This is a genomic window from Candidatus Pelagibacter communis, from assembly GCF_001179945.1.
Classification (GTDB): domain Bacteria; phylum Pseudomonadota; class Alphaproteobacteria; order Pelagibacterales; family Pelagibacteraceae; genus Pelagilacustribacter; species Pelagilacustribacter ubique_A.
The window spans coordinates 57,575-70,286 of the sequence record NZ_CVSG01000068.1; the positions used below are offsets into that span (position 1 = coordinate 57,575).

Here is a 12,712-nt window from a genome sequence, read left to right on the forward strand (position 1 = left end):
TCAATTAAACTATGATCAAAAATATTCTTATTACTGGTGGAGCAGGTTATATAGGATCACATATTTCTGAAATATTAGTAAAGAATAAAAAAAAAATTTACATAGTAGATAACTTATCAACGGGCTACCGTTCTCTTATAAATAAAAAAGCTAAGTTTTTTAAACTAAATATTCATAACAATAAAAATATAAAAAAAATTATTAAAGAAAATAAAATTGACTCCGTAATTCACCTAGCAGCAAATTTAATAATAAGCGAAGGTGAAAAATATCCAAAAAAATACTATTGGAATAACGTTATTGGAACACAAAATTTGTTAAAAGCTTGCAGTAATAATACTATTAAAAATTTCATATTCTCCTCGACTGCAGCAATTTATAAGGATGGTCAGTTTAAAGTTTCAGAAAATTCAATTATTAAACCCAAAAGTGTTTATGGTAGAACAAAAGTAAAATGCGAAAAGATTATTCAATCTTTTTGCAAAAAAAACAATATTAATTACGGTATACTTAGATATTTCAACATCGCTGGGTCTAGCCCGTCTGGAAAAATTGGATTGATAAATAAAAGTGATCATTTATTTAAAAATTTTTCAAGAGAAGTTATGAAAAAAAGGCCTATTTTCAAAATCTATGGGAATGATTATAAAACAAAAGATGGGTCGTGTATAAGGGATTTTATTCATGTAAGTGATATTGCAGAGATTCATTTCAAAGTCTTAGAAAAAATTGATAAAACAAATAAATCTAAAATACTCAATTGTGGTTACAATAAAGGGACATCAGTTTTAGAGGTTGCCAAAGAGTTCAAAAAACAAACTTCGAAAAAAGTAAAAATATTGATTACAAAAAGGAGAAAAGCTGACCTAGTCAAAATTATCGCATCAAATAATAAATTAATGCGTTTTATTCGTTGGAAGCCAAAATTTAATAATTTAAGAAAAATTGTTAAAAGTTGCTTAATATGGGAAAAAAGACAATAATACTATTATGAAGAATTATAAAATAGCAACAATAGCTGGCGATGGGATAGGTAAGGAAGTAATGCCAGAAGGTATTAAAGTATTAAAAGAAACTGCAAAAAAACATCAATTCAACATACAGTTTGATGAATTTGATTTTGCTTCATGCGATTATTATGAAAAAAATGGAAAAATGCTTCCTGATGATTGGAAAGAAAAAATTTCAGGTCATGACGCGATATATTTTGGTGCAGTAGGAGATCCCTCAAAAGTTCCAGATCATATAAGCCTTTGGGGTTCTCTACTAAAATTTAGAAGAGAATTTGATCAATATATAAATTTAAGACCAGTAAAATTATTTAATGGTGTTCCTTGTCCTTTAGCAAATAAAAATCCAGGTGATATAGATATGTTCATCGTAAGAGAAAATACCGAGGGAGAATATTCATCAGTAGGAGGGAAAATGTTTCAAGGCTCGGAGAGGGAAATTGCTATTCAAGAAACTATTATGTCAAGACATGGAATTGATAGAGTTCAAAAATTTGCTTTTGAATTAGCTAAATCAAGAGGTAGAAAAAAAGTGACGAATGCAACAAAGTCAAATGGGATTTCAATCACTATGCCATATTGGGATGAAAGATTTAATTTAATGAAAAAAAATTATCCTAATATTAAAACTGATCAATATCATATTGATATACTCACTGCACGATTTGTCTTAACACCTGAATGGTTTGACGTTGTAGTTGCCTCAAATTTATTTGGAGATATTTTATCAGATTTAGGGCCAGCATGTACTGGAACAATTGGAATAGCTCCATCAGGAAACATAAATCCTGATAAAAAATTTCCATCACTGTTTGAACCAGTTCACGGTTCTGCACCCGATATAGCAGGTAAAGGAATAGCAAATCCTATTGGCCAAATTTGGTCTGGAGCGATGATGCTAGATTTTTTAGGAGAGCATGAAGCATCTAAAAGCATAGAAAATTCAATTGAGAAAACGTTGGCAAAAAAAGAGAGTAGAACAAAGGACCTTCAAGGTAATAGCGATACAGTAAAATGCGCTAGAGCTGTATTTAATAACATATAATTAATGTTTAAAAATTCTTTACAAAATTCTTTTATAGAATTTTGCCATAGTAATAAATTTGAAATTAATAACAAACAAATAGAAATAGTGAATTCTTTAGAGGATTTTTTAAATACAAAAAAGAAATTACTTAATTTCTTTACGCAGACAGATAAATATTGTTTTTATCTATACGGCGGTGTTGGTGTTGGAAAGACAATGATAGTGAATCAAGTATATCAGCAAGTTAAGGCTAATAAAATGAAGGTTCATTTTAATGAATTTATGATTAATTTTCATGATTTCAGACACGAAGAAAATGAAGAAAATTCAATTAAAAAATTCGTTAAAAACTTAAAAAAAAAATTCGATCTTATTTTTTTAGATGAATTTCAAGTTACAAATATTGTTGATGCAATGATTCTTGGAAAATTATTTGAAAAAATATTTGAAGAAAACATTAAAATCATTTTGACAACTAATACTAAAATTACTGATCTTTACAAAGATGGATTACAAAGGGAGCAATTCATACCTTTTCTTGAGTTAATCAATAAAAAATCAGTGCAAAAAGAACTGTTTTTAGAAGATGATTACAGAACACAGAGACAAGATAAATATCAAAGAATTTTTTATCCCTTAAATGAAAAAACTTTGTTTAATGTAAATCAAAAATTTAGAATATTGACAAAAAATTTAAAAAAAGAAAAAAAGTCAATAAACACAAAAGGAAGAGTTTTTAATTTAAATAATTTTTATGATGGTGTAGCTAGATTTAATTTTAGAGAATTATGTGATAAAAATTTGGGAGCAGAGGATTATTTAAATTTATCTAGAATTTGTAATCATATCTTTATTGAAGAAGTACCTATCTTTAATGACTATAACTCTAACCAGCAACTTAGATTTATTACCTTAATTGATATTTTTTATGAAAAAAAAGTTGGTTTGACAATTTCAATGGAGACAGAAATTATGAGGTTAGGAACATCAAAGAAACACGCTGAAGTTTTCAAAAGGACAATTAGCAGAGTTTATGAAATGACTGCATCAAATAATCTTTTAGTTTAGGTTGTAAATAAACACATTTAGTTAAAATAAATAGATTTACTTCTACATATTGACCCGTTTAAAATTGAAATTGAAAAAAAAATAAATCATAATTCGTTTAATCATTTTGAATACATAATTCAAAATATTGTTAACAATAAAAAAAAGGAAATCATAATATGATTAAATCTATAAAAAATTGGATTTTAGTTGGTTTTGCATCTCTACTTTTAGCTGCTTGCGGTCAAGATGGTGCAGGGTCTAAAAAATCCAAAACTTTAGAAAACACGAAAAAAGCTGGTTTTGTAAAGTGTGGAGTTTCTGAAGGAGTTCCTGGATTTTCAAATGCTGATGCATCAGGAAATTGGTCTGGGATCGATGTGGATGTGTGTAGAGCTGTAGCAGCAGCTGTTTTAGGTGATGCTGATAAAGTTAAATATACTCCATTAAACGCTGCAGAGAGATTTACAGCATTAAATTCTGGTGAAATAGATATTTTATCACGAAATACAACTTGGACATTATCAAGAGACGCTGACATTGGACTAACTTTTGTTGGTGTAAACTTTTACGATGGTCAAGGTTTTATGGTGAGAAAAAGTTCTGGAATTAATTCTGTGAATGAATTCAAAGATGGTATAGTTGCATGTACGAATATTGGTACTACTACTGAACTTAATATGAGAGATTTTTTCAACTCAAAAAATATTAAGTATGAACCTCTTGGTTTCAAAAGTGCAGATGAAGTTGTTCAAGCTTATGACGCAGGAAGATGTGATACTTATACAACTGATAAATCTGGTCTAGCTGCGCAAAGAACAAAAATGAAAGATCCTTCTGAACATAAAGTATTACCAGAAACAATCTCAAAAGAGCCATTAGGTCCTGTTGTGAGACAAGGAGATAATGTTTGGGAAGATATAGTAAGATGGTCTTTAAATACATTTATTGAAGCAGAGGAATACGGTGTTAATTCAGCTAATGCATCTAGTCTGAAAGAATCTGATAATCCTGCTATTAAGAGATTAGTAGGAGCAGAGGGTGAATTAGGTGCTGCATTCGGTCTGGATAATGAATGGAGCTTAAGAATTATAGAGCAAGTTGGAAACTATGGTGAAAGCTACAAAAAACACCTTGCTGATACAGGAATTATGCCTAATAGAGGTCCAAATCAACTTTGGACTAAGGGCGGAATTCTTTATGTTCCACCTGCAAGATAATTCATAAATTAATTAAAAAGGGCTGGATTTATTCAGCCCTTTTTTTTATTCTCTAAACATTCTCATGAACTTTAAAAATATAAGCTTTCAAAGCAAAAAAATAAGAAATTTAATACCTCAAATCTTAATACTTACCGTATTATTTTCTGTAATAATTTATTTTGTTACCAATGTTCAAACTAACATGGGCAATCGGGGGATTGCTTTTGGATTTGGTTTTTTAAACCAAGAATCTTCATTTGATATAACTTTTTCACTTATAGATTATAATGGTTCATACTCATACGCTAGAGCTTTTCTTGTTGGTTTATTAAACACTCTTTTAGTTTCAGTAATAGGAATTTTTTTTGCTACTATCCTTGGTGTTATTGTTGGTGTCTCAAGGTTGTCTGATAATTATTTGATTTCTAAGGTAGCAGAATGGTATGTAGAGATCTTTAGAAATATTCCTCTTATTTTACAAATATTCTTTTGGTATTTTGCAGCACTTAGGGCCCTCCCACTACCAAATGAAGCAATTAATTTTTATGATATTTCATTTTTAACAGTGAAAGGCTTTTATGTTCCAAAGTTCATATGGAATAATTTTAACTTCTTTATAATTGCGATAATAATTTCAATAACAGCAATTTATTTTTTAAGAAACTATGCTAGAAAGCAGAGAGAACAGTATGGTAGACAAGTTCCAGTATTTATATTTTCACTTTTAATTTTATTAACTTTTCCATTAATCTCATTTTTTTTATTTGATGTAAACCTTTCATTTGAATATCCAGTTTTAAAGCAGCTTTCACCTTCAATTTTTACTTTTGATGGTGGAGTAAACATCATTCCTGAACTGCTTGCATTGGCATTATCTTTATCAATGTACACAGCTACATTTATTGCTGAGAATGTTAGGGCGGGAATATTAGGAGTCGGCAAGGGACAAAAAGAAGCCGCATTAAGTATAGGATTAAATAAAAATCAAGTTTTGAAATTAGTGGTAATGCCTCAAGCTCTTAGAATTATAATTCCACCAACTACAAATCAGTACTTAAACTTAACAAAAAATTCGTCTTTGGCAGCTGCAATAGCTTATCCAGATATAGTGTTAGTTTTTGCAGGCACTGCTTTAATGCAAACAGGTAGAGCTATCGAAATAATTTCAATTACGATGCTAACTTATCTAAGTTTAAGTGTAGCTATCTCTGTATTTATGAATTGGTATAACAAAAAAATGGCAATAAAAGAAAAATGATGAATATTTTAAAACCTTCAAAGCAGAATCTCAAAACTTATTTACCTATTGGTATTACCTTTATTTTTTTAAGTTTTTTAAATGTAATTCTAAATTCATTTTTTCAGTTTGATTTTGTAGGTTTCTTTCCAAAAGGCATAAGTTATTTTTTTCCATTAATATTTGGTTTTATTGGTTTTTTTCTTATTAGAGTGGAGTTTAGTGGATTAAGAACATTAGATTTATTAAACAAAAATATTAATTCAAGTAACTTTAATGCTATTTTAACTCTTTTAACTTTATTTATAATTATAAAGTCAATTTCACCTTTAATTAATTGGTTTTTTTTAGATGCAAATTTTATTGGAAGTTCAAAAGACGATTGTACTGGTCAAGGCGCTTGCTGGGTATTTATAAAAGTTTGGTTTAGAAGATTGATTTATGGTATGTACCCTGATCCTGAACAATGGAGAATCAATACTGCTTTTTTATCTCTTTTTGCTCTGGTAGGAATTGCTTTTTTTTCACCAAGAAAAATTAAAAAATATTTTATCTTTTTTCTTATATTTATTTATCCTTTTATAGGAATCAAGCTAATTTCTGGAGGTGACTTTGGTCTTAAATATGTAGAGACTGCAGCTTGGGGTGGTTTGTCACTTACATTTATAATTTCTGCTTTTGCAATAATTTTTTGTTTTCCTATTGGAGTCTTTTTAGCATTAGGCAGAAGATCTGATCTTCCTGCAATAAAATATATTTCTATTGGCTTTATTGAACTTTGGAGGGGTGTTCCATTAATAACAGTACTATTTATGGCGTCAGTAATGTTTCCAATGTTTTTGCCTGACGGTACGTTCATTGATAAATTAATTCGAGTATTGTTTGCTATTACTTTATTCGAGGCAGCTTATATGGCCGAAGTAGTCAGAGGTGGGCTTCAAGCTCTTCCAAAAGGTCAATACGAAGCTGCTAAGTCTTTAGGAATGGGGTATTGGAGAATGAATGCACTTATTATATTGCCTCAAGCTCTAAAATTAGTAATTCCAGGAATAGCAAATACACTACTAGCCTTAGTAAAAGATACACCATTAATTTTTGTGGTAGGGTTGATGGAATTAGCAGGTATGATAGGTTTAGCTAAGACTAATCCTAAATGGTTAGGTATGGCTATGGAAGGATATGTATTTGCAGGTTTAGTTTTTTGGGTTATATGTTATGCAATGAGTAGATACAGTCAAAACCTTGAAAAAAAGTTAAGCACAGAAAGATAAAATGGGAAAAATAATTGAGTTAAAAAAAGTTAACAAATGGTTTGATAAATTTCAGGTATTAAAAGATATTGATCTTGAGGTTGCTCCACAAGAAAAAATAGTTATTTGTGGACCGTCTGGCTCAGGAAAATCGACTTTAATTAGATGCATCAATAGACTAGAGGAACATCAAGAGGGAAATATTATTGTTGACGGCACAGAATTAGCTGAGAACACTAAAAATATTGAAAAGATAAGAGCTGAAGTTGGTATGGTATTTCAGCAATTTAATTTATTTCCTCATCTTTCAATTTTAGATAACTGTACTTTAGCACCTATTTGGGTAAAAAAGTTACCTAAAAAAAAAGCTGAGGAAGTTGCAATGAAAAATTTAACAAGAGTTCAAATAGATGATCAAGCCCTAAAATTTCCGGGCCAACTTTCAGGAGGTCAACAACAAAGGGCAGCTATTGCTAGAGCACTTTGTATGGAACCGAAAATTATGTTATTTGATGAACCTACTTCCGCATTAGATCCAGAAATGATTAAAGAGGTATTAGATGTAATGGTCGATTTAGCAAAAGGTGGAATGACTATGATAGTAGTTACTCACGAAATGGGTTTTGCTAAGGAAGTTGCAGACTATATGATTTTTATGGATGAAGGAAAAATAGTTGAAAGAGCAAAAACAAAAGAATTTTTTGAAAATCCAAAATCAGATCGTACTAAACTATTTCTAAGTCAAATATTATAACCATTTTGGTATTGGTAAATTTTTACTTTTTAAAAATTCTTTATTAAAGATTTTACTAGCATATCTTTTCCCATGATCGCAAAGAATAGTAACTATAGTTTTTCCAGGACCCATTTTTTTTGCTAACTTAATAGCCCCAGCGATATTTATACCTGAAGATCCACCTAGTATAATTTTTTGCTTCTCTATTAATTCATACACTATATTTAAAGCCTCAGTGTCGTTTGTTTGAAAAGCATCATCAACTAATGCCTTTTCAAAATTTTTTGTTATTCTCGCAGTTCCAATACCTTCAGTTATCGAGTTACCTGAGCTTTCTAATTTGTTATTCTTAATATGAGAGAATAGTGAAGAACCCATCGGATCTGATAAAGCAATCTTAATATTTTTATTCTTATTTTTTAATCCTATTGATACTCCTGCTAAAGTTCCACCTGTCCCAACAGCACAAGTAAAACCATCGACCGTACCGGCAGTCTGTTCCCAAATTTCTTCTGCGGTTGTTTTGATATGAGCATCAGTATTAATAACATTATCAAACTGATTGGCCCAGTATACTCCACTTTTACTTTTTTTATTTAAATCCTCAGCGATTTGTTTCGATTGTTTAATGTAATTTTTAGGATTTGAGTAAGGAACAGCATCAACTTCAATTAATTCAGCGCCTAATTTTTTGAGAGTTTCTTTCTTCTCTACTGACTGGGTATTTGGAATTACTATTTTTAATTTAAGGTCATATTCTTTACAGACTACAGCTAAACCTATTCCAGTGTTACCAGCTGTTCCCTCAACTATTATACCACCTCTTGATATCAATTTTCTTTTAATTGCATCCTCAACAATAAATAATGCCGCTCTGTCTTTTACAGATTCTCCAGGGTTTAAATATTCAGCCTTTCCGAAAATATTACAGCCAGTTAAATCTGAGGCTTGTTTTAACTTTACTAATGGTGTATTCCCAATTTGAGAAATTATAGAACTAGTTTCCATATCATTAAATATATGAAAAAATACATACTTTCAATTGCTTTAATATTTTTTTCAACTTTAAATATAAATGCTCACGTAGATCACTATTCAAAATATAATTATTTGGAATATGAATTATTCAGAAATAACAAATCTATAGGCTATCATATCTATAAATTTCAAAGAAATGGGAATGATTTGACTATTAGCAACGAAGTAAGTTTTAAAATTACAAAGCTAGGTGTAAATCTTTATAATTATTATGCTAAGGGGGTTGAAAAATATAAAGATGGAATTTTTTCAGGTTTTAATTCAGAAACAAATCAAAATAAAAAAGAAAAATATGTGAAAATCACAGTTGATACAAAAGACAAAGATTTAGTTATCGATGGCTCATCTTTTAAAGGAAAAGTAGATAAAGACATGATTATTGGAACTTGGTGGAACCATGAAATTGTTAGTAAGAAAGCTCAAATTAGTGCGGTTTCAGGTCGAATAATAGAACAAAAAGTGGAATTTAAGGGCAAGGAAGATGTTAAAATTGGAGGAAAAGTATACAAAACATTAAGATTTAATTTTAGCTCATCTGACCCAAGTTTATCTAAAGATAAAAAACTTAACACTGACATTTGGTACGAAGAAAATACTTTTCTGTGGGTGAAAGCTGCTTTCGATAAAACAGGATATTGGGAATATAGGTTAAAAAAAGTAAAATAATTAAATTTTGGTCTTTATTTTTTAACTTTAGTCAATACTAAATATATGGTTTTTTAGCACTTCTGACCCCCAAAAAAAATAAATTATTTCTATTGCCAAAAAGTTCATTTTGAGGTTCTATATTTAAAATTTTAGGGAGTTCCATGGAAGAAAATTTTAATGTTCACTTAGGTAAGAAGTTGAGATTGCGAAGATTATCTTTAGGATTAACTCAAACAAAAGTTGCACAAGCAATAAACGTTACTTTCCAACAAATTCAAAAATACGAGAAGGGCACCAACGGTGTAAGCTCTAACAGATTAATGCAATTATCTCAGTTTTTAAAGGTTCCAATTATATATTTCTTTGAGGATTTTAAAGAATTTAAAGATGTTATTTCAAACTCAGATGCTAATGATGATTTAAACTATTCATTCTTGAGTAGAACTTTCGCTTCGTTGTCTAAATTGCAAAAAGAAAAAATTTTGCAGATTTTAAACAATACATCAAAATTTGAAAAAGTTGGATAATTGGCTCCTCGGGCAGGACTCGAACCTGCGACCAATTGATTAACAGTCAACTGCTCTACCAACTGAGCTACCGAGGAATAAATGGCAACATACTTTTTTTAATATAATAAAACAACTAATTTTTTTGGAGGCCACGCCCAGAATCGAACTGGGATAAAAGGATTTGCAATCCTCTGCGTAACCATTCCGCCACGTGGCCATTCTTAAAGATAAAATCATGATAAGTATCATGTTTTAAATCTGTTCTTATTGTTATCGAATAAATATAACTTATTTCTTGGTAAGTAAATTGTAATATTTTTATCTTTAATATTTTTACTGGATTTTATTCTTATTTCTGTATCATTTAAGTATGTGTATATAATTTTTTCTGATCCTAGGTTTTCAATTAGTTCGACAGTAATTTCAACTGCTATTTCACTTTTATTTTCCAAAGAGATATCTTCTGGTCTAATTCCAACATAAATATCATTAATAAAATTCGAGTTTTCAAATTTAATTATATTATTGAACAAATTTAAAGTATTTTTATTTACAATATCTTCTTTTTCGATTTTTATAATATTCATTTTTGGATTACCAATGAACTCAGCTACAAAAACGTTCTTTGGATTATTGTAAATGTCATTCGGAGTACCAAACTGTTCGATATTTCCTTTGTTCATAATTACGATTTTGTCAGCTAGAGTCATTGCCTCTATTTGATCATGAGTTACATAAATAATATTGCTTTTAAGTTTTTTATGTAATTTTGATATTTCAACTCTCATCTCTGATCTTAGAGCTGCATCAAGATTTGAAAGCGGTTCATCGAATAAGAATAATTTAGGATTTCTTGTAATTGCCCTACCAATAGCAACTCTTTGTCTTTGTCCACCAGATAATTCCTTTGGTCTTCGATTCAAAAGGTCTTCAATCTTTAAGATTTTTGCAGCCTCAGTTACTTTCTCTTTTATTTGATCTTTTGAAATTTTTTCAGATTTTAAACCAAAAGAGATGTTTTCAAAAACATTCATATGAGGATACAAAGCATAAGACTGGAAAACCATTGCGATTTGTCTTTTTGAAGGCAATAAATTATTTAAAAGATTATTTTCTAAAAGTATTTTACCGTAATCAATTTTTTCTAACCCAGCTATCATTCTTAATAGCGTAGATTTTCCGCAACCAGATGGACCCAACAATACTATAAATTTCCCCTTTTCAACCTCCAGGTTAAATTTACTAATTACATTGTTTTCACCAAAAGATTTGTCTATATCTTCAAATTTTAAAAAGGCCATATTTTAACAAATTCTAAAATCTTTAATTTTATCAAATCTCGTATGCATTAAAATCATAGAAGATTTTTTATCCATCTTGTTAAACTTAAAGCATTATTTAAATAATTAATAGGAGGAAAGATGAAAAAATTATTAACATTCATTTTTGCTTTAACTTTATTAACGTCTAATAGTTTTGCAGATATAACTTTTTGGACTACTGAAGTTCAACCAGCAAGAATGGAAAAACAAATGGAGATGGCTAAATCATTTGAATCTAAGACTGGTATAAAAGTTGAAGTTATACCGGTAGAGGAAAAAGATTTAGGCTCTAGAGCTACTGCAGCCGCAGCCGCAGGAAATCTTCCTGATGTGATCTATCACACACTTCAATATGTCTTACCTTGGGCTGAAGCAGGTATACTTGATGTAAATGCTAATAATGATGTTGTTAAAAGTTTAGGAAAGAAAACTTTTGCTCCAGGAGCATTAAACATGGCAAAGAAGGGTGGAAAAATTGCTGCTGTACCAGTTGACGGCTGGACACAAATGGTAGTTTATAGAAAAGACTTATTCAAACAAGCAGGTCTTGAACCGCCAACAAGTTATGAAAATATTACAAAAGCTGTAAAAGCTCTTTCAGGCGGAGACATGTTTGGATTTGTAGCTGCAACTAAAACTGACGAAAACTTTATGAGCCAAGTTCTTGAACATGTTCTTTTAGCAAATGGTGTTAACTTTGTTAAAAAGGGTGGAACAAAAAAACAAGGAAAAGCTCTTAAAAACTCTTTAGAGTTTTATAAAGTTATAGCTAAAGCGAGTCCTCCTGGAGAATTATTCTGGAAACAATCTAGGGAGTTATACTTTGCTGGTAAAACACCAATGATAATTTGGTCACCGTTTATCATGGATGAATTAGCTGGACTAAGAGATTCAGCTCCACCAACAATAAACAGCGATCCAACATCACCTGAACTTGCTTCTAAAACTGGTTTCATAACGAATTTTAGTGGACCAAATAACAAGAAAGGTGCTGCATGGGCAGATGTAAGATATTTCGGTATTACAGCTGATGCAGATACTGATGAAGCTAAAAAGTTTGTTGAGTATTCTATGGACGAAGGTTACACAAGCACGCTAGCAATCGCTCCTGAGGGTAAATTTCCTGTAAGAAGAGGAAATTCTTCAGATCCTGCTGCATTTACAAAAGCTTGGAGTAAATTACCAGTTGGTGTAGATAGAAAAAAACCATTAACTGAACTTTATTCACCAGATGTAATCAATAACATTGTTGCTGGATTAGATACTGCAAACAGATGGGGTGTAAAAGAAGGGGAGCTTTCTAGAGCATCAAAAATAATCAATGCCCAATTCTTGAATAGAATTACAAGAGAATACATTGATGACCAGATAACTGTTGATGAGGCAGTTAAAAAAATTAACGCAGAATTAGCAAAATTCTAGCAAATTTATTTCTTAAAAGCGGATAATAAGATATTATCCGCTTTTAAATGAGCACTACATTATCAAAATTAGAAAAAAGGACAGCTTACACACTTATTTTACCAGCTGTATGTTTAGTTTTTGCAATTATTTTATTTCCAATTTTTGCAAACGTTTGGATTAGTTTTAAAGAAGTTGAACTCAAAGATATAAGAATACCCGAGCCTAGGGCAAAAAAAATTGTTAAAAATATACAAGATAGCAATTCTGAATTAAAAATTATCT

Annotated in this window: 12 protein-coding genes and 2 tRNA genes; 10 read left to right on the forward strand and 4 right to left on the reverse strand. The window is 30.1% G+C overall.

The window, feature by feature from the left end; translation table 11 throughout:
• Positions 1 to 11: 11 nt before the first annotated feature.
• The 7 genes from galE to AMN78_RS02385 all read left to right on the forward strand — a co-directional run bounded on the left by galE (position 12) and on the right by AMN78_RS02385 (position 7,527).
• On the forward strand, positions 12 to 983 hold the full coding sequence (gene galE / locus AMN78_RS02355; RefSeq protein WP_075533991.1) for a UDP-glucose 4-epimerase GalE: 972 nt from the start codon (positions 12 to 14) through the stop codon (positions 981 to 983).
• A 7-nt stretch (positions 984 to 990) separates the two neighbouring features.
• Positions 991 to 2,055 (forward strand): tartrate dehydrogenase, encoded by a 1,065-nt coding sequence (locus AMN78_RS02360; RefSeq protein WP_075533992.1) that lies wholly within the window; start codon positions 991 to 993, stop codon positions 2,053 to 2,055.
• A 3-nt stretch (positions 2,056 to 2,058) separates the two neighbouring features.
• Positions 2,059 to 3,105, forward strand: coding sequence for a cell division protein ZapE (zapE, locus tag AMN78_RS02365; RefSeq protein WP_075533993.1), 1,047 nt, complete (start codon positions 2,059 to 2,061; stop codon positions 3,103 to 3,105).
• 158 nt (positions 3,106 to 3,263) lie between these two features.
• Entirely contained in the window at positions 3,264 to 4,304 is a 1,041-nt protein-coding gene (locus tag AMN78_RS02370) for an amino acid ABC transporter substrate-binding protein (RefSeq protein WP_075533994.1), read from the forward strand.
• 64 nt (positions 4,305 to 4,368) lie between these two features.
• Positions 4,369 to 5,544: an amino acid ABC transporter permease gene (locus tag AMN78_RS02375; protein ID WP_075533995.1), complete on the forward strand. Its 1,176-nt coding sequence runs from the start codon at positions 4,369 to 4,371 to the stop codon at positions 5,542 to 5,544.
• Positions 5,541 to 6,794, forward strand: a complete 1,254-nt coding sequence (locus tag AMN78_RS02380; protein ID WP_075533996.1) for an amino acid ABC transporter permease — start codon at positions 5,541 to 5,543, stop codon at positions 6,792 to 6,794. The genes AMN78_RS02375 and AMN78_RS02380 overlap by 4 nt, the downstream gene beginning before the upstream one ends.
• 1 nt (position 6,795) lies before the next feature.
• Positions 6,796 to 7,527, forward strand: coding sequence for an amino acid ABC transporter ATP-binding protein (locus AMN78_RS02385; protein WP_075533997.1), 732 nt, complete (start codon positions 6,796 to 6,798; stop codon positions 7,525 to 7,527).
• On the opposite strand, the gene AMN78_RS02390 is transcribed toward AMN78_RS02385, so the two are convergent.
• Entirely contained in the window at positions 7,522 to 8,517 is a 996-nt protein-coding gene (locus AMN78_RS02390) for a cysteine synthase A (RefSeq protein WP_075533998.1), read from the reverse strand. The two genes, AMN78_RS02385 and AMN78_RS02390, sit on opposite strands and share 6 nt — an antisense overlap.
• Before the next feature lie 12 nt (positions 8,518 to 8,529).
• Here AMN78_RS02390 and AMN78_RS02395 point away from each other — a divergent pair, with 12 nt between their 5' ends.
• A complete protein-coding gene (locus AMN78_RS02395) occupies positions 8,530 to 9,213 on the forward strand; it encodes a DUF6134 family protein (RefSeq protein ID WP_075533999.1) in 684 nt (227 codons plus the stop codon).
• Positions 9,214 to 9,356: 143 nt separating this feature from the next.
• On the forward strand, positions 9,357 to 9,722 hold the full coding sequence (locus AMN78_RS02400; RefSeq protein WP_075534000.1) for a helix-turn-helix domain-containing protein: 366 nt from the start codon (positions 9,357 to 9,359) through the stop codon (positions 9,720 to 9,722).
• A 1-nt stretch (position 9,723) separates the two neighbouring features.
• Here the strand turns inward: AMN78_RS02400 and AMN78_RS02405 are convergent.
• From AMN78_RS02405 to AMN78_RS02415, 3 genes are all read right to left on the reverse strand, one after another.
• Positions 9,724 to 9,799, reverse strand: a tRNA-Asn gene (locus AMN78_RS02405).
• 48 nt (positions 9,800 to 9,847) lie between these two features.
• Positions 9,848 to 9,921 (reverse strand) — tRNA-Cys (locus AMN78_RS02410).
• Positions 9,922 to 9,949: 28 nt separating this feature from the next.
• Entirely contained in the window at positions 9,950 to 11,005 is a 1,056-nt protein-coding gene (locus AMN78_RS02415; RefSeq protein WP_075534001.1) for an ABC transporter ATP-binding protein, read from the reverse strand.
• A gap of 120 nt (positions 11,006 to 11,125) precedes the next feature.
• On the opposite strand from AMN78_RS02415, the gene AMN78_RS02420 reads away from it, so the two are divergent.
• The gene (locus AMN78_RS02420) at positions 11,126 to 12,448 is read left to right on the forward strand and encodes an ABC transporter substrate-binding protein (RefSeq protein WP_075534002.1); all 1,323 of its coding nucleotides are present in this window, start codon (positions 11,126 to 11,128) and stop codon (positions 12,446 to 12,448) included.
• Positions 12,449 to 12,712: the final 264 nt, after the last annotated feature.

Coding starts and splice junctions, on each gene's coding strand:
- galE (WP_075533991.1), top strand. CDS start 12: ATGATCAAAAATATTCTTATTACTGGTGGAGCAGGTTATATAGGATCA.
- AMN78_RS02360 (WP_075533992.1), top strand. CDS start 991: ATGAAGAATTATAAAATAGCAACAATAGCTGGCGATGGGATAGGTAAG.
- zapE (WP_075533993.1), top strand. CDS start 2,059: ATGTTTAAAAATTCTTTACAAAATTCTTTTATAGAATTTTGCCATAGT.
- AMN78_RS02370 (WP_075533994.1), top strand. CDS start 3,264: ATGATTAAATCTATAAAAAATTGGATTTTAGTTGGTTTTGCATCTCTA.
- AMN78_RS02375 (WP_075533995.1), top strand. CDS start 4,369: ATGAACTTTAAAAATATAAGCTTTCAAAGCAAAAAAATAAGAAATTTA.
- AMN78_RS02380 (WP_075533996.1), top strand. CDS start 5,541: ATGATGAATATTTTAAAACCTTCAAAGCAGAATCTCAAAACTTATTTA.
- AMN78_RS02385 (WP_075533997.1), top strand. CDS start 6,796: ATGGGAAAAATAATTGAGTTAAAAAAAGTTAACAAATGGTTTGATAAA.
- AMN78_RS02390 (WP_075533998.1), bottom strand. CDS start 8,517: ATGGAAACTAGTTCTATAATTTCTCAAATTGGGAATACACCATTAGTA.
- AMN78_RS02395 (WP_075533999.1), top strand. CDS start 8,530: ATGAAAAAATACATACTTTCAATTGCTTTAATATTTTTTTCAACTTTA.
- AMN78_RS02400 (WP_075534000.1), top strand. CDS start 9,357: ATGGAAGAAAATTTTAATGTTCACTTAGGTAAGAAGTTGAGATTGCGA.
- AMN78_RS02415 (WP_075534001.1), bottom strand. CDS start 11,005: ATGGCCTTTTTAAAATTTGAAGATATAGACAAATCTTTTGGTGAAAAC.
- AMN78_RS02420 (WP_075534002.1), top strand. CDS start 11,126: ATGAAAAAATTATTAACATTCATTTTTGCTTTAACTTTATTAACGTCT.